This is a genomic window from Nocardia sp. NPDC056611, assembly GCF_042792755.1.
In the GTDB taxonomy this organism is placed as follows: Bacteria; Actinomycetota; Actinomycetes; order Mycobacteriales; family Mycobacteriaceae; genus Nocardia.
Genome location: NZ_JBHTVV010000008.1, coordinates 61266 through 81516 on the forward strand (window position 1 = coordinate 61266; position 20251 = coordinate 81516).

Annotated in this window: 16 protein-coding genes; 6 read left to right on the top strand and 10 right to left on the bottom strand. The window is 69.0% G+C overall.

The annotated features are described in order from the left end of the window. Positions 1-151: 151 nt before the first annotated feature. The 4 genes from ACFRAQ_RS32165 to ACFRAQ_RS32180 form a co-directional block, all read right to left on the bottom strand. Positions 152-1939 carry a serine/threonine-protein kinase gene (locus ACFRAQ_RS32165; RefSeq protein ID WP_379106390.1) on the bottom strand — a complete coding sequence of 596 codons (1788 nt, stop codon included), beginning with the start codon at positions 1937-1939 and terminating at the stop codon, positions 152-154. Between the two features lie 74 nt (positions 1940-2013). Continuing rightward, positions 2014-3198: a DUF2235 domain-containing protein gene (locus tag ACFRAQ_RS32170; protein ID WP_379106393.1), complete on the bottom strand. Its 1185-nt coding sequence runs from the start codon at positions 3196-3198 to the stop codon at positions 2014-2016. Between the two features lie 326 nt (positions 3199-3524). Then, positions 3525-4850, bottom strand: a complete 1326-nt coding sequence (gene ilvA, locus ACFRAQ_RS32175) for a threonine ammonia-lyase IlvA (RefSeq protein WP_379106650.1) — start codon at positions 4848-4850, stop codon at positions 3525-3527. Between the two features lie 110 nt (positions 4851-4960). Further along, positions 4961-5398, bottom strand: coding sequence for a nitroreductase family deazaflavin-dependent oxidoreductase (locus ACFRAQ_RS32180; protein ID WP_379106395.1), 438 nt, complete (start codon positions 5396-5398; stop codon positions 4961-4963). A gap of 87 nt (positions 5399-5485) precedes the next feature. Between ACFRAQ_RS32180 and ACFRAQ_RS32185 the strand changes: the two genes are divergently transcribed. Further along, positions 5486-5707 carry a hypothetical protein gene (locus tag ACFRAQ_RS32185; protein ID WP_379106397.1) on the top strand — a complete coding sequence of 74 codons (222 nt, stop codon included), beginning with the start codon at positions 5486-5488 and terminating at the stop codon, positions 5705-5707. Positions 5708-5914: 207 nt separating this feature from the next. Here ACFRAQ_RS32185 and dnaE read toward each other — a convergent pair whose 3' ends face one another. Both dnaE and ACFRAQ_RS32195 read right to left on the bottom strand, forming a co-directional pair. Further along, positions 5915-9466 (bottom strand): DNA polymerase III subunit alpha, encoded by a 3552-nt coding sequence (gene dnaE, locus ACFRAQ_RS32190; RefSeq protein ID WP_379106399.1) that lies wholly within the window; start codon positions 9464-9466, stop codon positions 5915-5917. A 124-nt stretch (positions 9467-9590) separates the two neighbouring features. Beyond that, entirely contained in the window at positions 9591-10835 is a 1245-nt protein-coding gene (locus ACFRAQ_RS32195; protein ID WP_379106401.1) for a serine hydrolase domain-containing protein, read from the bottom strand. A 170-nt stretch (positions 10836-11005) separates the two neighbouring features. On the opposite strand from ACFRAQ_RS32195, the gene ACFRAQ_RS32200 reads away from it, so the two are divergent. Continuing rightward, complete coding sequence (locus ACFRAQ_RS32200; RefSeq protein WP_379106403.1) at positions 11006-12400, top strand: alpha/beta hydrolase family protein; 1395 nt, start codon at positions 11006-11008, stop codon at positions 12398-12400. Between the two features lie 71 nt (positions 12401-12471). After that, positions 12472-13086: a class I SAM-dependent methyltransferase gene (locus ACFRAQ_RS32205; protein WP_379106405.1), complete on the top strand. Its 615-nt coding sequence runs from the start codon at positions 12472-12474 to the stop codon at positions 13084-13086. Between the two features lie 3 nt (positions 13087-13089). On the opposite strand, the gene ACFRAQ_RS32210 is transcribed toward ACFRAQ_RS32205, so the two are convergent. From ACFRAQ_RS32210 to ACFRAQ_RS32220, 3 genes are all read right to left on the bottom strand, one after another. Continuing rightward, entirely contained in the window at positions 13090-13488 is a 399-nt protein-coding gene (locus tag ACFRAQ_RS32210; RefSeq protein ID WP_379106652.1) for a VOC family protein, read from the bottom strand. A gap of 153 nt (positions 13489-13641) precedes the next feature. Further along, positions 13642-14325, bottom strand: coding sequence for a response regulator (locus ACFRAQ_RS32215; protein ID WP_379106407.1), 684 nt, complete (start codon positions 14323-14325; stop codon positions 13642-13644). Next, the gene (locus ACFRAQ_RS32220) at positions 14307-16031 is read right to left on the bottom strand and encodes an ATP-binding protein (protein ID WP_379106409.1); all 1725 of its coding nucleotides are present in this window, start codon (positions 16029-16031) and stop codon (positions 14307-14309) included. Before ACFRAQ_RS32220 ends, ACFRAQ_RS32215 begins: the two co-directional genes overlap by 19 nt. 158 nt (positions 16032-16189) lie before the next feature. Between ACFRAQ_RS32220 and ACFRAQ_RS32225 the strand changes: the two genes are divergently transcribed. The 3 genes from ACFRAQ_RS32225 to ACFRAQ_RS32235 are packed head-to-tail and all read left to right on the top strand — an operon-like array spanning position 16190 to position 19001. Next, on the top strand, positions 16190-17068 hold the full coding sequence (locus ACFRAQ_RS32225) for an ABC transporter ATP-binding protein (RefSeq protein WP_379106411.1): 879 nt from the start codon (positions 16190-16192) through the stop codon (positions 17066-17068). Further along, entirely contained in the window at positions 17058-17945 is an 888-nt protein-coding gene (locus ACFRAQ_RS32230; protein WP_379106413.1) for an ABC transporter permease, read from the top strand. The genes ACFRAQ_RS32225 and ACFRAQ_RS32230 overlap by 11 nt, the downstream gene beginning before the upstream one ends. A 3-nt stretch (positions 17946-17948) precedes the next feature. Continuing rightward, a complete protein-coding gene (locus ACFRAQ_RS32235) occupies positions 17949-19001 on the top strand; it encodes an ABC transporter substrate-binding protein (RefSeq protein WP_379106415.1) in 1053 nt (350 codons plus the stop codon). A gap of 48 nt (positions 19002-19049) precedes the next feature. On the opposite strand, the gene rarD is transcribed toward ACFRAQ_RS32235, so the two are convergent. Continuing rightward, the gene (rarD, locus tag ACFRAQ_RS32240) at positions 19050-19979 is read right to left on the bottom strand and encodes an EamA family transporter RarD (RefSeq protein WP_379106654.1); all 930 of its coding nucleotides are present in this window, start codon (positions 19977-19979) and stop codon (positions 19050-19052) included. Positions 19980-20251: the final 272 nt, after the last annotated feature.

The following is a 20251-nucleotide window of genomic DNA, read 5'->3' on the forward strand; positions in this document are numbered from 1 at the left end:
CCTCGTCGGTCCGCAGCCTCGAAACCGGCTGCGCGGCGAGCGGCTCGGGCACACCGCAGCCGCAGCCTGCGGAAATCGGCCATACCAGGGCTGCCGAGGTCTGCGATCCGACCACTCCGTAATAGGCGGAGGCGCCTGCTCGCTCTGGTTCTCAGATACCGACTGTGCGGCAGGAGGGTTGGGGGGTGCCGTCGCCGGCGGTGACGGGCCAGGTCATGGCGGCGGAGGTTTGCGGGCCGAACACGCCGTCCTTGGTGACGGCGTGGCGGTCCTGCGCGGCGAGCACGGCGCGCTTGGTGTCCGGGCCGAAAACCCCTTCGGTATCGTTGATCACGGCGCTGTAGCAGGCACGCAGCGCCGCCTGCAAGGTCTGGACACCCGCCAGCGGGCCTTGGGCGGCGTCCTTGGTGGAGAGAATGCACCGTCGACCGCCGTCGGCTGTGGCGGGGACGACGACGTGCAGGCCGGGGGCCACCGGCACCGGAGCGGAGTTCAGGCAGCGCGCGGTAATGGGCGGCGGCGTGGTCGCAGCGCTCGTGCTCCCATCCGACCCGGAACTCCCATGCAGGACACCGGCGATCACGGCCGCCCCGGCCACGGCGCCGACCGCGGCCGTGACAGCGATGCGCCACCAGGCCGATCGGCGCGGCTCATCCGGTCCACCCCGCCCCGAACTCCCGAACCCGCCGGGGTGCTCCGGCTCATCGTCCCAGAGCGGATCCACGTCTTCGTCGGCCGAATCGCTGACGCGAGTACGTGTCGGATCGGCCTCCGCGTCATCGGTCGACCGCGCCACGCTCCCCCGGGCCCGCTCGGCGCTCGGGTCCGCTTGCCGGAGCGGATCGGCGTCCACCGGTGCATCAGTGCCGACGACCGATGGTCCGGCACCGTTCTCGCCGTGCGGCCCAGCGGCATTCGGGCCCCGGCGGCCGATCGGATCCGCCTCCGGCGGGCGGGCGGTGCTCGCGTCCACGGTCTGCGCCGAATCGGCGGCCAGCAGGCGGGCCATATCGGCGTCGAGGGACTGCGCGGGTGGCGATTCGGAGCGGACCGGGCTCGATTCGGTGGGGGCGGTGTCGAGTACGGCCGAGCGGACGAGGGGGTCCGAGATCGCCGGTCGGGCGGGCGGGTCGGAGTCGCGCAGGCGCAGGGCGGCTTCCGCGGCGGCGGCCAGGGCGCCGCAGCCGGGGTAGCGGTCGGCCGGTTGCCAGGCGGTGGCCTTGGCCAGCACCACGCCGAGCAGACCGGGCAGGCTCGGATCCGTTGCGGGGATCGGGATCTCGCGCGGAAGGTGGCCGGTGGTGAGCTGGTAGAGGGTGACGGCCAGGGCGTGGACGTCGGCGGGCGGACCGACGGTGCGGCCCGCGCACTGTTCGGGTGGGGCGTAGGGCTGGGAGAAGGCCCAGCGGCCGGTGGCGGTCTGGGTTTCCTCGGCGGCGAGGCTGCGGGCGATGCCGAAGTCGCCGATCAGGACCCAGTCCGCGCCCGCGGTGCCGGTGGTGCGGAAGATATTGGCGGGCTTGACGTCCCGGTGGACGACCTGGTGGGCGTGGGCGTAGTCGAGGGCGGCGGCGACGTCGGCGACCATGCGGACCGCGCGGTCGGGGTCGATGCCGAACGGGTTGGCCTCGATGAGATCGGCCAGGTCGCCGCCGGGGACGTACTGCATGGCCATCCACAGCGTGCCGTCCGCGTCGCCGAAGTCCTTGACGTCCACGATGTTCGGGTGTTGCAGATTGGCCACCAGCTGCGCCTCGCGGCGGAACTGGGCGGTGCCCGCGGTGCCGGTCTTCATGGGGGTGAGCAGTTTCAGCGCGACGGGCATGTCCAGCGCCCGATGCCGGGCCAGGTAGACCGTGCCCATCCCGCCCGCGCCGAGCCGGCGCTCGATGACGTATCCGGCGAAGACCGACCCCGCGGCCAGCTCGGTTGCGTCCACCGTCCGCGCACCTCCTCCCGGAGCCCGCCGATTGGAGGAGGATAGCGCCGTCACGCCGGTCCGGCAGCCCATTATCAGGCGGCGGATTCCGCCGACCCGCTCCCCTCGTCGATGCTGACCGGATGCCGGGGCAGTGGAACCAGGTCGATGGACTCGATCAACTCCGGCGGGACCGGACCGGGGCGGCGCTCGCACCAGCGCCGAATATTGGCCGGGCGGTAGCCTTTTCGATCTCCGACGGTGGAGGCCAGGAAGCTGTCCTGGTCGCCGGGCTGCAGCAGTTTGCGCCACGAGTCCCAGTAGAAGCGCGGGCTGCGCCAGGCGGTGGTCATGCGGGCGACATTGAGGATGCGGAAGCCCGGGCTCAGCGAATCGTGCAGGTGCGGGGCATCGAACGGGCAGCCGCGCAACAGGTCGTCGAGTCGATCGTGGTCGAAGGCCAGGCCCTCGGCCTCGGCTTCGGCGATCATCCAGCGCAACGGGATGTCGGACAGGCCGCAGTCGGCGTAGCCGCCGCCGATGTCGCAGTGCACGCCCTCGAACCAGACCTGCTTCACCCGGTCGGGCCGGTCGGCGTACAGCCCGCGCTGCTCGTCGGGGACCTCCCACAGGCAGGGTGAGAAGGCGCGCCGCCGCTCGTCGATGGCCAGTGCCTGCCGCGCGCACCGCACGATGCGCGAGAGCCGCACATCGTGGAAGCGGTGCAGGCGCGCCGTGATGCCGGGGACGCCCATCGCGCCCACGGTGTCGAAGACGCCGAGGAAGTTGATGGTCGGGGCCTCGGGGTGGGAGTTCCGGGCGCGGAACTCGGCCCATTCGGGCGGGTCCGGGTCGTCGGCGTGCTTCTTGCGCGTCCGGTAGATCTTCAAGGCCTTGGGGTACTGGCCGCCGATCATGGCCTGGTAGGTCAGGATGCCGAGCCGGTTGATCATCCCGGCCAGGCTGCGGGCGGTGTACGCGCCGCGGCTGAAGCCGAAGATGTAGATCTCGTCGCAGGGTTCCCAGTTCAGGGCCAGCTGCCAGTAGGCGGCCGACAGGTTGGCCTCCAGGCCGAGCCCGAAGGCGCCGCCCATGAGCTTGTCGGACATGAAGCCGCGGGAGCCGGGTCCGGGGACATAGTTGATGCGCTGGCCGACGCGGTTCCCGTCCGAATCCGTCCCGGTCAGCCGGACCGTCTCGGCGATCTTCACGATATTGGACACCGCCGAGTTCGATTCCGCCTGCCAGGTGCCGTCGCAACACACCACGAGTCGTTTCATGAACGTCAGCCTCCCGTTCTGACCGTCCGGTTTCCTGCGTAGCGAACTACTCGAATAATCGCCGCCCCGCCGCACGGCCGTTAACCGTGTGCGCGCCCCAGGAATCCCCGCGCCAGCACCGTCGACACGCCGGGTCCGGCCCGCGATCGGTCATGAATCGTTCACCATCGGCCTGGCACCGTGAGCCCGTGTCCCCACCGCAGCGCACCTTTCCGTGGATCATCCACGGCTCGGCGGCGGGATATCTGCCGCACGCCTGAGAACCCCACGGGGGCAACCGGTCCCGTGTGATCCGGACGAGGGGTCGGATCACACGGGTCACCGGGTCAGGTCAGGTACCGGTACGCGGGCGAGTTCGGGTCCAGCCGCTGGCCCTGGATCGGCGAGGCCTCCAGCCGCGCGATCAGCGACTCCAGGCAGTCCGGGCTGCCCAGTTCGATGCCGACCAGCGCGGCCCCGGTCTCCCGGTTGTTGCGCTTGACGTACTCGAACAGGGTGATGTCGTCGTCGGGACCGAGCACCTCGTCGAGGAAGCGGCGCAGCGCACCGGGCTCCTGCGGGAAGTCCACCAGGAAATAGTGTTTCAGGCCCTGATGCACCAGCGAGCGCTCGATCACCTCGCCGTAGCGGGAGATGTCGTTGTTGCCGCCCGACAGCAGGCACACCACCGTCGAGCCCGGTTCCACATCGATCTCACGCAGCGCCGCCACCGACAGCGCGCCCGCCGGCTCGGCCACCACGCCCTCGTTCTGGTACAGCTCCAGCATGGCCGTGCAGATCGCGCCCTCGTCCACGTGCATCATGCGGAAAGTGCCCGCGCCGGACTCGGTTTCGGTGCTGGTCAGTAAAGGCAGCGAGGCGTGCGAGCGGACCAGGCCGCCGAAGCGCGATACCGCGGTGTAGGGCACCGCGCCGATTCGGCGCACGGCCGCGCCGTCCACGAACGGATCGATCTCGGGGAGCGTGACCGGGCCGCCCGCCACCAGCGCGGCGGTCATCGACGCCGCGCCCGTCGGCTCGACACCCAGGATCGCGGTCTGCGGCGACCGCTCGCGCAGATAGGTGCCGACCCCGGCCAGGCAGCCGCCGCCACCCACCGGCACGATCACCAGATCCGGTGCGCGGCCGAGCTGTTCGAGGAATTCGGCGGCGATGGTGCCCTGCCCGGCCGCGGTGCGCGGGTCGTCGAAGGGCGGGACCATGGTGGCCCCGGTGCGGGCCACATCGGCGGCGGCGGCCGCGGCGGCCGCGTCGTAGGTGTCGCCGACCGCGATGAGTTCCACGAATTCCGCGCCGTGCACGCGGATCCGGTCGCGCTTCTGCTTCGGGGTGGTGCGCGGCACGTAGATGCGCCCGCGCACGCCCATCGCCTTGCACGCGAAAGCCACGCCCTGGGCGTGGTTTCCGGCGCTGGCGGTGACCACGCCGGCGGCCTTCTCGTCGTCGGTGAGCTGCGCCATCAGGTTGTAGGCGCCGCGCAGCTTGTAGGACCGGACGGCGGTGAGGTCCTCACGCTTGAGGTAGATCTCCGCGCCGGTCAGCGCCGATAGCCTCGGAATCCGCTGCAGCGGCGTCGGCTCGATAATGTTCGAAATTCGCTTGGCAGCCGCGTCGATCTCGTCCGCCGTCAATTCGGGCAGCGGACCGGACACTTTCTCTGCTACAGCAAGCGGATCAGACACCCGAACATGCTAGCCGGGTGCGTGCGTCCCGGTGGAGGCAGCGCCCATTTCGGGGCCGCCTCCGGGATCGGGACGGCGTGTCAGGCGCGTGGCGTGAGGACGAACAGCGGGATCTCCCGGGTCGTCTTCTTCTGATAGGAGTCGTAGTCGGGCCATACCTCGGCGGCCCGCTTCCACCACACCGCCTTCTCGTCGCCGGTCACCTCGCGGGCGTCGTAGTCCTTGACCACGTCGCGGTCACGCAGTTCCACGTGCGGGTCGGCCTTGATGTTCCAGTACCAGACCGGATGCTTGGGTGCGCCGCCCAGCGAGGCGACCACCGCGTACTCGCCGTCGTGCTCGACGCGCATGAGCGGGGTCTTGCGCAGTTTGCCGGACTTGTTGCCGCGGGTGGTCAGCAGGATGACCGGTACACCCTGCAGGGTGGCGCCCGTGGCTCCCCCGGAGTTCTCGTACTTCTCGGCCTGCTCGCGTGCCCAATCGGACGTGCTGGGTTCGTACTCTCCGTGAAGTGGCATACGACCAGCAACGACCCGGGCTCGTGTGTTGTTCCCGACAGAAAGTTTCGGTTGCCCGAACTTCGGTTCGACGTCTACCCTGACCATATGGCAGTGGTTCACCCTACGGACACCGAACGCGCGGTCGCGCGCGTCGCGGCCGTGGATATCGCCGGGACGGCGTGGCCGGTCTACAAGCTGGAAGCCTTGTTCGCCGGTGTGGTGGTCGCCCTGACCCTCGCCCTGATCACCGGGTCCGCACAGGCCGCGGTGCTCGGCGCGGCCGTGATCGCGGCCCTGCGGTGGATCGCCGGTTCCATCCGGCGCTGATCTCGATCCGGAATTCCCCGGTTTCGAACCGGACGTTCATCCGTGTTGGTCGGCCCACTCATGCGGGCCCACTTCTACCCATCAACCGGATCGCACCGCTGAATCAGGTGGGCACCACGCGCGCGGCACTGGCCACCAGTACCCTGCCCAACGGCAACCTCGGGGCGATCCGCCGGGCAGGGGTGGGTGAACGCCGGCCCGTGCCGGTCAGCCGGCCAGGCAGCCCGGGCCGAGCAGGGCTTTGAGGTCGCCCATGAGGGCCGAGGACGGCGAGACGCGCAGGTTGTCGGCGACCTTCAGCTTGGTGGTGCGGTCGCGGGAACCGACGTGTTTGATGTGCACGTCCGCGGTGCCGGGGTGGCGAGACAGGACGCGCTTGAGTTCGCCGATCTTGTCGGGGGTGCACAGGCGGGTGGGGATCACGACCTGCAGCGGCTTGTCGACGCCGATCGAGGAAAGATCCGGCACCACAAGGTCGTTGGCGATCAGCGAGACCCGGTCGTCGCGGGCGTTGACGCGGGCCTTCACCAGCACGATGGCGTCCTCGGTGACATCCATGCCGTAGACCGAGTAGGACTGCGGGAAGAACAGCACCTCGATGCCACCGGTCAGATCCTCGAGCTGCGCCGAGGCCCAGGGCAGGCCGTTCTTGTTCACGCGGCGGGTGACATTGGCGAAGATGCCGCCGATGGTGACCTGCGAACCGTCTTTGACGTCGCCTTCGAGGATGGCCGGGATATTGGTGTCCGACTGCGCCGTCAGCACGTGCTCGACGCCGTTGAGCGGATGCCCGGACACGTAGAGGCCCAGCATCTCCCGCTCCAGGGCGAGCTTGTGCTTGGTCTCCCATTCGTCGTCGGGGACCTTCACATTGAAGACGCTCGCGATCGAGTCGTCACCCTCGTCCAGGCCGCCGAAGAGGTCGAACTGGCCGATGGCCTCGGCCTTCTTGGTCGACATGCAGGCGTCGATGGCGTCGGAGTGCACCAGCAGCAGGCCCTTGCGCGGATGCCCGAGCGAGTCGAAAGCGCCTGCCTTGATCAGGGATTCGGTGACCTTCTTGGTGCAGGCGATGGCGTCGATCTTGTTCAGGTAGTCGGAGAAGTCGGTGAACTTCGACTTCTCCTTGCGCGCCGCGATGATCGAGGCCACCACGTTCGCGCCGACATTGCGGACCGCGCCCATGCCGAAGCGAATGTCATTGCCCACCGAGGCGAATTCGAGTTCGGACTCGTTGACGTCGGGCGGCAGCACCTGGATGCCCAGGCGGCGGCAGTCGGCCAGATAGACGGCGGCCTTGTCCTTGTCGTCACCGACGGAGGTGAGCAGACCGGCCATGTACTCGGCGGGATAGTTGGCCTTGAGGTAGGCGGTCCAGAACGACACCAGGCCGTAGCCGGCGGCGTGCGACTTGTTGAACGCGTAGCCGGCGAACGGAAGAATGGTGTCCCACAACGCCTTCACCGCGGGCTTGGAGAAGCCGTTGGCCACCATGCCCTCCTCGAAGCCCTCGAACTCGGCTTCCAGGATCTCGGCCTTCTTCTTACCCATGGCGCGACGCAGAATGTCTGCTCGACCCAGCGAGTAGCCGGCGACCTTCTGCGCGATCTGCATGATCTGCTCCTGATACACGATCAGGCCGTAGGTATCACGCAGGATGTCCTTCAGCGGCTCTTCCAATTCGGGGTGAATCGGCTTGACCTCTTGCCGCCCGTTCTTGCGGTCGGCGTAGTCGTTGTGCGCGTTCATGCCCATGGGGCCGGGGCGGTACAGCGCGAGCACGGCGACGATGTCCTCGAAGCCGGTGGGCTGCATACGGCGCAGCAGATCTCGCATAGCGCCACCATCGAGCTGGAACACGCCGAGAGTGTCACCGCGCGCGAGCAATTCGTAGGTGGCGGCGTCTTCCAGCGGCAGGGTGTCGAGGTCCAGGTCGATGCCGCGGTTGGCCTTCATGTTGACCAGGCAGTCACCGATGACCGTCAGGTTGCGCAGACCCAGGAAGTCCATCTTCAACAGGCCGATGGCCTCACACGACGGGTAGTCCCAGCCGGTGATGATGGCGCCGTCCTGCGCGCGCTTCCACACCGGGATCGCGTCCGTCAGCGGCTCGGACGACATGATCACGGCACAGGCGTGCACACCGGCGTTACGGATCAGACCTTCGAGACCGCGGGCGGTTTCGTAGATCTTGTTGACGTCCGGGTTGGTGTTGATGAGCTCGCGGACCTCAGCGGCCTCTTTGTACCGCTCGTGCTCCGGGTCCATGATGCCCGAGAGCGGAATGTCCTTGGCCATGATCGGCGGCGGCAGCGCCTTGGAGATCTGGTCGGCGATCGCGAAGCCGGGCTGGCCGAACTGCACGCGGGCCGAGTCCTTCAGCGCCGCTTTGGTTTTAATCGTACCGAAGGTGATCACCTGGGCGACTCGGTCGCTGCCCCACTTGTCGGTGGCGTAGCGGACCATCTCACCGCGGCGGCGATCGTCGAAGTCGATATCGATATCGGGCATGGACACGCGCTCGGGGTTGAGGAAGCGCTCGAACAGCAGACCGTGCGGAATCGGGTCGATGTTCGTGATGCCCATGGCGTAGGCGACCAGCGAGCCGGCCGCCGAACCACGGCCCGGGCCGACATTGATGCCGACCGAGCGGGCGTAGGTGATGAGGTCGGCGACGATGAGGAAGTAGGCGGGGAAGCCCATTTCGTTGACGACGCCGATCTCGTAGTCGGCGCGGGTGATGTAGTCGGCCGGAACGCCGTTGGGGAAGCGCCGATCCAGGCCGCGCATGACCTCCTTGCGCAGCCAGCTGGCCTGGGTCTCGCCCTCGGGCACCGGGAAGATCGGCATGCGGTCGCGGTGCGCCCAGACGTCGTCGTAGGACTGGACGCGCTCGCCGATCAGGACCGTGTTGTCGCACGCGCCGGGGACTTCCGCGTCCCAGATGGCGCGCATCTCCTCGGCGGACTTGAGGTAGTAGCCGGAGCCGTCGAACTTGAAGCGGGTCGGGTCCGAGAGCGTCTTGCCGGTCTGAATGCACAGCAGCGCTTCGTGATTGCCCGAGTCGTGCTCGTGCACGTAGTGGCAGTCGTTGGTGGCCAGCGGCGGGATGCCCAGCTTCCTGCCGACATCGAGCAAGCCCTCACGGACCCGGCGTTCGATGGACAGGCCGTGGTCCATGATCTCGAGGAAGAAGTTCTCGGGACCGAAGATCTCCTGCCACTTGGCGGCGGCCTCGAGGGCCTCGCGCTCGTGGCCCAGGCGCAGGCGGGTCTGCACCTCACCCGACGGGCAGCCGGTGGTGGCGATGATGCCCTCGGCGTGCTCGGCGATGATGTCGGCGTCCATCCGCGCCCACTTGCCCAGCTGGCCTTCGATGGAGGCGAGGCTGGACAGCTTGAACAGGTTGCGCAGACCGGTCGCGTTCTCCGCGACCATGGTCATGTGGGTGTAGGAACCCGAACCGGAGACGTCGTCGCCCTTCTGCGACGGGTCGCCCCACAGCACGCGCTTGGTGTTGAACCGGGACTCGGGCGCGATGTAGGCCTCGATGCCGATGATCGGCTTGATGCCCTGCTTCTTGGCGGAGTTGTAGAACTCCGAGCCGCCGTACATATTGCCGTGGTCGGACATGCCGACGGCGGTCATTCCCAGCCGGGTCGCCTCTTTGAACAAGGGCGTGATCTTCGCCGCGCCGTCGAGCATCGAGTACTCGGTGTGGTTGTGGAGATGGACGAATGATCCCGACGAGGCTGACACCCGGACATACTATGCGGCCCCACCGACGAGTTCCGCAGCCACGCGGGGGTGCCCGCGACGATCGGCGTGGCGGGCCCTGCGTGTCGTGGCGGAGCTCACCCGGACGCCCTCGCGGGCATCGGTTTCAGGCGGCGGCGGGCCGGTCGAGGGTAGTGGTGCGGCGCGTCGCGTTGGCGCCCCGCACCGCCAGCGGCAGCACCCATGCCGACGCGATCTGGTCCAGGCTCATGGCCCCGAGGCCCAGCCGGTTGTGGACGAAACCGACGGACAGGCCCAGCCGGGGTTCCGCCCAGCCAAAGGACCCGCCCAATCCGATATGCCCGAAGCCGGCGCGCGCGCCCGGCACCGGCAGCGAGTGATAGCCCATGTGCCACATCATCGGGATGTAGAACAGCGCGCGGTCGAGGTGATAGCTCTCCACACGCCGCATGGCCGCGATGGTCTCCGGCGACAGGAATCGGCGGCCCTCGTGCATGCCGTCGTTCGCGAGCGCTCCGTACACGGTGGCCAGCCCGGTGGCGGTGCACACGCCGTTGCCCGCGCCCAGTTCGGTGTGCAGGATCGGCGGGTCCTCGCCTTCGAGGAGTTGATCCAGGCCGGGCAGGAACAGCGCCCGCGCCGCCGCCCCGACCGCGCCGGGCAGTGAATACGCGCGGCCCAGCGCCAGCGAGACGTAATTGGCGCCGACGGCCGACAGCTTGTTGCCGCTCAGGACCGCGGCGCTGGTCGGCGATCCGGCCGGGGGCAGGCCCAGGTGGATGCCCTCCGCGCCGAGCGGTTCGGCGACCTCGGTGCGGATCAGTTCGGCCATGCCGCGGCCGGTGACGGCGCGGGCCAGCCCGGCGAGCAGCCAGCCGAAGGTGAGCGCGTGATAGGTCGGGACGCCCAGCAGATGATCGGGTTTCGCGGCGGCCAGATGGTCTTCCATCATGCGGTGGTCGAGCACGTCGTCGAGGCCGCGCGCGATCTCGGGCAGCCCGTAGAGCCCGGCGCGGTGGGACAGCAACTGCCGCACCGTGATTCGGCCCTTGCCGTTGGCCGCGAATTCCGGCCAGTAGTGGGCGACGGGGGCGTCGTAGTCGACCAGGCCGCGGTCGGCGAGCCGGTGGATGACGGTGGCCGCGATGCCCTTGGTGGCGGAGAAGACGATGGCCCCCGTATCGGCGTCCCAGGCCCGGCCCGGCGCGGCATCCCCCGTCCAGATCCGGACCAACGGTTCTCCGCGCAGGTGCACCGTGAGCGCGCCGCCGGCGCCCGGGTGACCGCCGACCATGCGGGTGAAAGTACGTACCAGCGGGCCGAATTCGGCGGCCGCGTAACCGCCCACCGTGGCGGGCAGGTCGACGAGCCCCGTGGCGTCATTGCTCACGCAATCCACAGTACGAGTGACCAGTCACCGAGGGCAATGATGACACCGGGAGAGTTACTGTCGTTGGCCCAGTGGTTATCCGGGGTGGCCGGGTAGTGACCCCGGCGTTATCGACGCGGGGTTTACCGAGATCAGCGGGGTGACGGCGGCGTATCGGTAGGCTGAGGCGCATGCGGAAGCCGTGGTCGATGGTTGCGGCGGCGCTGGTCGTGATCGCCGCGCTGGTCGCCGGATGTTCGTCGTCGAAGCAGGAGAGCGCCCCTCCGGTCACGCTGACCGGGAACTGGCACGGCACTATCGAAGTGCCCGATCAGCCGCTGGCGGTGGGAGTCGGTTTCACCGCGGACGGCACGGCCACCATCGACATTCCGGCGCAGGGGGTGGTGGACGGGCCGTTGAGCGAGGTGCGGACCGGCCCGGATGCCGTGACCTGGACGATCACCAAGATTCCGGGCAAGCCGTCGTTCCAGGGCGTCTACGACAGGGGCTCCGACAGCATCAAGGGGCAGTTCACCCAGTCCGGGCAGTCGTTCCCGCTGACCCTGACCCGCGGCAAGGTCGAGGGGCCGCCGCGGCCGCAGGAACCGAAGCCGCCCTACCCGTACAAATCCGAGGACGTCAGCTATCGCAGCGGCGACATCACGATCGCGGGGACGCTGACCGAGCCGCAGTCGGGCGGACCGTTCCCGGCGGTGCTGCTGATCAACGGCAGCGGGGCCAACGACCGCGACGAGGAACTGCTGGGCCACAAGCCGTTCCTGCTGCTCGCCGATACCCTCACCCGCGCGGGCTACGCGGTGTTGCGGACCGACAAGCGCGGTGTCGGGCAGACCGGCGGGCGGCTGAACAGCGCGACCTACAGCGACCTCACCGACGACATCGCCGCCGGAATGACCTTCCTGCGCGGGCGTTCCGATATCGACGCCACCCGGATCGGGCTGCTCGGGCACAGCGAAGGCGGGTATCTCGCGCCGCTCTACGCGCGGCGGCCCGACAGCGGGGTCGCCTTCGTGATCCTGATGGCGGGCCCGGCGGTACCCGGTTCCGAGGTGCTGCTGGAACAGAATCGGCTGATCCTGGCCGCGCAGGGCGCGACGCCCGAGCAGGTCGGCAAGCAGGTCGGGTTCACCTCGACGCTGTCGTCGGTGCTGTGCAAGGGCGATCTGGTGGCCGCCAAGGACTATGTGCGCCAGCACAATGACACCCTCCCCGCGGAGGAACGCCTCTCCGAGGAGGCCATGGACGAGTTGGTGTCGCCGTACATGGCGGCCCTGGTCTGTTACGACCCGGCCCCGGCGCTGTCGGCGCTACGGGTTCCGGTGCTGGCGTTCTACGGCAGCAAGGATCTCCAGGTGCCGGCGGTCCAGAACGAGGGTCCGGCGCGGACGCTGCTGGCCGCGGATCCGGACGCGACCGTGATCGTGTTCGACGGTCTCAATCACCTGATGCAGCCCGCCGACAAGGGCACGCCGGACGAGTACGCCCGGATCGAGACCACCATCGACCCGCAGGTGCTGACCACCGTGACCGACTGGCTGACCCAGCGCTTCCCGCCCGGCCACTGAACCGCCCGCTCGATTCGCCCGTATCCACCGGAAGAGTGGCGGACGAGCCAACCGATTGCGAGAGTGGTGTCGTGGGATTCTACGAGGATCGAGTCGTGCCCCGGCTGGTCGACCTGTGCTGCGGCGCGAAGAACATGAACGGCGAACGCGAGCGGGTCTGCGCCGGCCTCCACGGCCGGGTCGTCGAGATCGGCTTCGGATCCGGCCGCAATGTGCCGTTCTATCCGGAGACGGTGAAGTCGGTGAGCGCGGTCGAGCCCGCCGATCTCGGCTGGCATATGGCCGCCGGACGGGTGGCCGCGGCGACGGTTCCGGTGGAACGCGCCGGCCTGGACGGGCAGGCGCTGCCGTTCGCCGACGACAGTTTCGATTCCGCGCTGTCGACGTGGACGCTGTGCACGATTCCCGATGTCGACGCCGCGCTCGCCGAGGTGCGCCGGGTGCTGGTGCCCGGCGGCACATTCCATTTCGTCGAGCACGGACTGGCACCGGATCCGGGTGTCCGGACATGGCAGCACCGGCTGGATCGCCTGGAGCAGGCGGTCGCCGGTGGCTGCCATCTCAACCGCGACATCCCCGGTCTGATCGAAGCCGCCGGCTTCGAGATCCGCGATATCGACCGGTACTACCAGCGGGGCCCCAAACCCTGGGTGGCATTCAATCTGGGCACCGCGGTCGCCCCGTGAGGATTACCGCGGCCAGCCGCCGTACGGAACGGTGATCAATTCCATGTAGTGGCCGACGGGATCGAGGAAATAGATCCCCCGGCCCCCGTCATCGTGGTTGATCTGGTTGACGCCCTGCTGCCGCGGATCGGCCCAATACGTCATGCCGTACTGCTTGATCTTGGCGTACGCCGCATCGAACTCGTCCTCGGAAACCAGGAACGCGTAATGCTGCGGCTGTGGTTCGCCCTCGAAACCCGGTGGCAGATTGGCGAAGTCGAAGGTGACTCCGTTCCCGACGGAAATCGGAATGAACGGCCCGTACGGCTTGCCCACCTCCACCCCGAGGATATCCGCCCAGAATTCGGCGGAAACCCGATTGTCGGTGCACGCGACAATGGTGTGGTTGAACTGGATAGTGATAGGAATTCTCCTGTGTTCGTGGCGATCCCGACCCTGGACCGGTACAAGTCGGCCGACAGGAGCACCGCCACTGATTCGACGGTAACCAGGTGCCCGAGAATTCGCCAAGGGGGGTGTGGCAACCGTCACAGGTGAGGTTCGTGATCGGGGCGGTCATGCGCGCCGGGGCGCGGAGTACTCCTGTTCCGGGCGGCCGGTGCTGCCGTAGCGCAGCTGCATTCGCAGGTCACCGGCGCCGACCAGGTTCGCCAGATAGCGTTGCGCGGTGGCGCGGGAGATGCCGATGGCGGCCGCCACCTGAGCCGCCGACATCGCGACGTCGGCGTCGCGGACCGCTTGCAGCACCAGATCTTTCGTCGGCGAGGCGGCCGCCGCCGCGCCGGTCGACACGCTGGTCGGGGAAGTGGCAGGGCGCAGTGCCGCCAGTGCGGCATCGACATCGGCGGCGGCGACCTCCGGGGCCGAGAGCAGTCGCCGATAGCGCGCGTATCCGGCCAGCCGGGTGGCGAGCACCGCGTGATCGAACGGCTTCACCAGATAGCCCAGGGCGCCGGCCGACAGCGCCGCCCGGACCGTGGCCGATTCCGTTGCGGCGGTGAGCATCATGGCGTCGCAGCTCAGCTCGCGGACGAGGTCGACGCCGGAACCGTCGGGCAGGTAGACATCGACCAGTGCCAGATCGAACATGCCGTCGGCCAGTGCGGTGCGCGCGGCGGCGATCGAGTTCACGGTCGCTCCGACCGCGAATCCCGGTAGCGCGGAGACGATTCCGGCGTGCAGGTTCGCGACGCGGAAGTCGTCGTCGACCACCAGGACGGTCAGTTCTCCTCGGCCCACGCCGGCTCCTCCTCGGTCAGTACGCCCGGCATTCGGGCGATGAACTCCGCGCCCCGCAGCCGGGACTCCCCGTCCACTGCATCGTCGCGTACCCCACCGGGGTCGCCGAGCAGTACATCGCCGCCGCGGGCGCGCGCCACCTGGCGAGCGAGTGCCAGACCCAGGCCGCGTCCGCCACCGGCTTTGGTCGAGACTCCTTCGGCGAAGATCGAATCCGCGAGCTCGGGCGGTACGCCTGCCCCGCTGTCGGCCACCGCCAAGTGCACGGTATCGCCGTCGCGCACCAACTCGACCTCCACCACGGATTCGTGGCCGGGGGCCGGGGCGTCGCTCGCCGCGTCGATGGCGTTGTCGACGAGATTGCCGAGCACCGTCGTGACGTCCACGGGGGCGGCGAGATTCGCGTCGACCCAGGTATTGGGGCCGAGGCGGAGGTGGACGCCCTGTTCGCGGGCGTGGGCGGCCTTGGCGGCCAGGAACGCTTGCAGGTAGGGGTCTCTGATGGTCTCGATGCCCGGCAGCGTCGTGCCGAGGGGTCCGGATCCCAGCAACTCCTCGACGTAGCGAGCGGCCTCGCCGGGGCGGCCGGTGTGGAGGAGGCCGTTGAGCAGGTGGAGGCGGTTGGCGAATTCGTGGCGCTGGGCGCGCAGGACGGTGCTCATGGTGGAGACGGCGTCGAGCTGGCGGGTGAGGGATTCGACGTCGGTACGGTCGCGGACGGACAGGACCGCGCCGAGGGCGCGGGTGTCGCGGGTGACGGTGCGGGCGGTGACGACCACGATGCGGTCGCCGACGGCGGCCTGAACCGGGTTGCCGTCGGCGGCGCGGAAGGCTTGCAGGACACGGGGAGTCAGGCCGATAGCGTCGATACCGCTGCCGGGCGCGGGATCGATGCCGAGCAGGCGGCGAGCTTCGTCGTTGACGACGGTGATCCGGGATTTCGCGTCGGCGGCGACGACGCCCTCGCCGATGCCGTGCAGGACCGCGTCCTGCTCGCGGACGAGGTCGGCCAGATCGGCGGGCTCGAGGCCGAGGGTCAGGCCGTGCCAGCGACGGGCCAGCAACACTGATCCGGCAATGCCCGCCAGCAGCGCGCCGCCGACCAGCAGACCGGCCCGGCGCAGATCCCGCACCAGTTGTTCGCGCACGGCCGCGGTCGAGATGCCGACGCTCACCTCGCCCACGACCCGGCCGGGACCCGGCTGGCCGCCCGGCGGATCCGGTTGCAGAACGGGCACTTTCGCCCGGACCGATTCGCCGAGGGTGCCATGTTCCTGGATCACGACCTCGCCGCCGCCCAGGGCGCGGGAAGGGTCGGTGCTGACCATCTCGCCCAGGCGGGCGCGGTCGGGGTGGGCCAGGCGGATGCCCGCGTCGTCGGTGATCACGACGAACAGCGCGCCCGTGCGCAGCCGGGCGCTGTCGGCGATCCGCTCGAGTTCCCCGTCGGCCAGTTCCGACCGCAGTCCCGGACCGGCCGAGAGCGGACTGTCGGCGTAATGGGCGACGGCGGCGCGGACCTGCGGGTCGGAGGCGACGGTGCGGGCGATGGCCAGCGCGCGCTGCCCGTATTCGCCGGAGAGGCGGTCGCCGCTGACATAGGCGAAGACGCCGAAGGCCAGGCCGACGGTCAGACCCACCACCGCGATCTGCAGAAGCAGGATCTGCGTCCGGAGCCGGACGGAACGCGGGCCTGGCGAGAACACGACGCCAGTGTAGACAACCCTCCGCAAACGACTGAGCAGAATGCGCAAAACGGTCGAATCGCTGCTTGTGTGACTTGCGCGCACAACCGGGCCGAGTGTGACCCGGCACACGTAGCTTCGCTTCGACGCCGCAGCGGCGGCACTGGAACGGAGCGGTAATGAGCACAACGACCACGGAGCGCGGTGGCACGACGCCACCGATCGAGCCGGCACCCCTGATCGAGTTGCGCGGCGCGACCAAGCGGTTCCCCGGCAACAACGGCGGCATCCACACCGCGGTGCGCGACCTGAACTTCACCGTCGCCGCGGGCGAATTCGTCGCCGTCGTCGGCCCCACCGGCTGCGGCAAGTCCACCACCCTGTCGCTGGTGTCGGGCCTGGAACCGGCCTCGGCCGGCCGAACCCTGGTGCGCGGCAAAGATGTCCGCGGCATCCCGGACGGCGTCGGCTACATGTTCCAGCAGGATGCGGTGCTGCCGTGGAAGTCGGTGCTCGAGAACGTGGCGCTGGGCCCGAAGTTCCGGGGCGTCGGCAAGTCCGAGGCGCGGGAGCGGGCGGCCCGCTGGGTGCGCACGGTCGGGCTCGGCGGGTTCGAGAACTACTACCCGCATCAGCTGTCCGGCGGTATGCGCAAGCGGGTGGCCCTGGCCCAGACCCTGGTCAACGATCCCGAGATCATCCTCATGGACGAGCCGTTCAGCGCCCTGGACGTGCAGACCCGCCAGCTCATGCAGGACGAACTGCTGCGCGTGTGGTCGGGCTCGGACGGCTCCGAGGGCCGGGAGAAGGGCCGGGCGGCGGTCATTTTCGTGACCCACGACCTGGAGGAGGCCATCGCCCTCGCCGATCGGGTCGTCGTCATGACCGCCGGCCCCGCGACGGTGTGCGGCGATTTCGAGGTGACCCTGGACCGCCCGCGCAATGTCGAGGAGGTGCGGCTCACCGAGGAGTTCCGCGACCTCTACAAGGAGATCTGGGACACGCTGCGCGATCAGGTCGAGGCGGCCCGGACGAAGGGAGCGACCCGTGTCGCTTGAGGTTATGGACAAGACCGCTACCACCGCACCGGAATTCGAGGTGGAGACCGAGGAGCAGATCCTCGCGCGGGTCCGCTCGCAGGCGCGCAGGAACAAGATCCGCACCTGGGGCCTGCGCGCCCTGATCGTGGCCGTGTGGCTGGGTTCCTGGCAGCTCACCGCCACCTACTGGATCGACCCGTTCTTCTACTCCAAGCCCTCGCTGATCTGGGACCGCCTGGTCGAATGGTTCACCGAGGGAACCCAGTTCGGCTCGATCTGGCTGCAGCTGTACACCACCGTGCAGGAAGCGGTGCTGGGCTTCGCCATCGGCACCGTGGCGGGCATCGTGCTGGGCGTGCTGCTGGGCCGCTCCCGCTACTGGGCCGACGTGCTGGCCCCGTTCATCAAGGCGCTCAACGCGGTCCCGCGCATCGTGCTGGCCTCGCTGTTCATCATCTGGTTCGGGCTGGGCTTGCAGTCCAAGGTGGCGACGGTGGTGGTGCTGGTGTTCTTCGCGGTGTTCTTCAACGCGTTCACCGGCGCGCGTGAGGTGGACGGCAATGTCATCGACAATGCCCGCATCCTGGGCGCGAGCCGCCGTCAGGTGCTGGGCTCGATCGTGCTGCCCAGCGCCACCACCTGGATCCTGTCGTCGCTGCACACCGCGTTCGGTTTCGCGCTGATCGGCGCGGTGGTCGGCGAGTACGCGGGCGCCAGTAAGGGTTTGGGCCTGCTGATCAGCAACGCGCAGGGCACGTTCGACGCGGCGGGCATCTACGCGGGCATGATCATCATCACCGTGGTGGCGCTGGTCGCCGAATGGCTCATCGGGCTGGCGGAGAACCGGCTGCTGAAATGGCGGCCGTCGCAGGCCGGTTCGGGACACGGGATCTGAGCCATGAGGTACCGCAAGCATATCGCCGTGATCCTGCTCGCCGTCGGCTCGCTGCTGCTGGCGACCGGCTGCCGCGACTCCCGCACCATTCCGACCGCGAACGGGCGGCCGCAGATCACCATCATGGTGGGCGGCCTGGAGAAGGTCATCTACCTGCCCGCGATGCTGACCGAGCGGCTCGGCTTCTTCCAGGCCAACGACCTCGACGTGCACCTGCTGGGTGAGCAGTCCGGCGCGAACGCCGAGACCGCGCTGCTCACCGGCGACGTGCAGGCCGTGGTCGGCTTCTACGACCACACCATCGACCTGCAGGCCAAGGACCAGTGCCTGAAGACCGTGGTGCAATTCGCGGACGTACCCGGCGAGGTGGAGCTGGTATCCAAGCAGGACGCCGCCGCCGTCCAGTCACCCGCGGACTTCAAGGGCCGGAATCTGGGTGTCACGTCGCTGGGTTCGTCCACCGACTTCCTCACCCAGGCGCTGGCCGGGCAGGCCGGGCTGGGGACCTCCGACTACACGCGGGTGAAAGTCGGTGCGGGACAGACCTTCATCGCGGGCATGAACCACAACGGCATCGACGCGGGCATGACCACCGATCCGACCGTCGCCAAGATGGTCTCCTCCGGGGACGCCGAGGTGCTGGTGGACATGCGCAACGAACAGGGCACCCGGGCGGCGCTCGGCGGGCTGTATCCGGCCGCGTCGCTGTACATGCGCTGCGAGACCGTGCAGGCGCATCCGGACATCGTGCAGAAGCTCGCGAACGCGTTCGTGGAGACGCTGCGCTGGATCACATCCCACTCCCCCGAGGAGATCGCCGCCAAGATGCCCGCCCAGTACGCGGGCGGCGATCCGAAGCTGTACGTCAAGTCCATCACCGACTCGATCAGCATGTTCAACGGTGACGGCCTGATGAAACGCGAAGGCGCGGAGAACGTCCTGCGCATCCTCGGCCGGTACTCCCGCAATGTGGCGCCCGTCCGGGACCGCATCGACCTGGACGCCACCTACACCAACGAGTTCGTCGGCAAGGCCCAGGGCGCACGCCAACCCTGACCGGTCGCCCGGAACCGCACACCACATGAGGGGGTGTGCGGTTCCGCGCTAGACGGAGGTCTTCGCGGCGCGGCGGGAGCGGCGCAGGGCGTCGGCGGTGAAGATGGCCAGCGCCAGCCAGATCAGCGCGAAACCCGCCCAGCGGGAGGCGGGCATCGGTTCGTGGCCGACCGCGACACCCCAGGTCAGCTGGAGCGCTGGCGTCAGGTACTGCAGGATTCCCATGGTGGACAACGGGACTCGCGGGGCGGCCAGCGCGAACAGCACCAGCGGGACCAGGGTCACCGGCCCGGTCAGCATGAGCAGCCCGGTGTGCCCGGCCGAGGAACCGAACGTCGCATTACCGGTGAGCGCGATGACGATGACCGCGATCACCGCGAACGGCGCGGCCGCCAGCCCCTCCGCCGCCAGCCCGGGCAGCGCGTCCAGCCGGATCACCTTCTTCACCAGACCGTAGGTGGCGAACGAGCAGGCGAGGATCAAGGCGATCCATGGCGGGCGCCCGTAGTCGACGGTCAGCACGATCACCGCGGTCGCGCCCAGCCCGAGCGCGACCCACTGCGGGGCGCGCAGCTTCTCGCGGAAGATGAGGACGCCGAACGCCACCGTCACCAGCGGATTGATGAAATAGCCGAGCGCGCACTGCACCACGTGATGCGAGATGACCCCGTACACGTAGGTGCCCCAGTTCAGCGAGATGGCGGCCGAGGCCACCGCCGCCAGCCGCCAGGTCCGCGCGTCGATCCGCCGCAGCTCCCCGAGCCGCCCGGCGACCAGCAGCGCCAGCAAGGCGACGACCAGGGTCCACAGGATCCGCTCGGCCAGCACCTCCCCCGCGCTCGCGAAGGACAGCAAACCGAAGAACGCGGGAAACAGACCCCACAGGAAGTAGGCGCCGATCCCGAAGGCGATACCTGTGTCCCGCTCCCCGTCGTGCCGCGCGAATCGGCCACGCCACCCGCGCTCGACCGTCACCATCGCGGCGCCCGCGGCCGGGTGCGGGGCGGGGGACTTCGGATGCTGATGTCCTTCGGCCACCCAATTACGTTAGCGTGCGCAACAAGTCTATTTCGCCGCGATGCCGCCGCGCCGTGCCACCACCGCGCACGGCCCCGCCGCCGCCACGCACCCCGACCCCGCCGGAAGTCACGCGCCGCTCTGTCCCCCAGTCCGTGCCCTCTCCCATCCCCCTTCACGGTGTCCGATTTGTCGGAGTTTGCCTTTGACCTGGCACAGCGCGCATTGTCGAC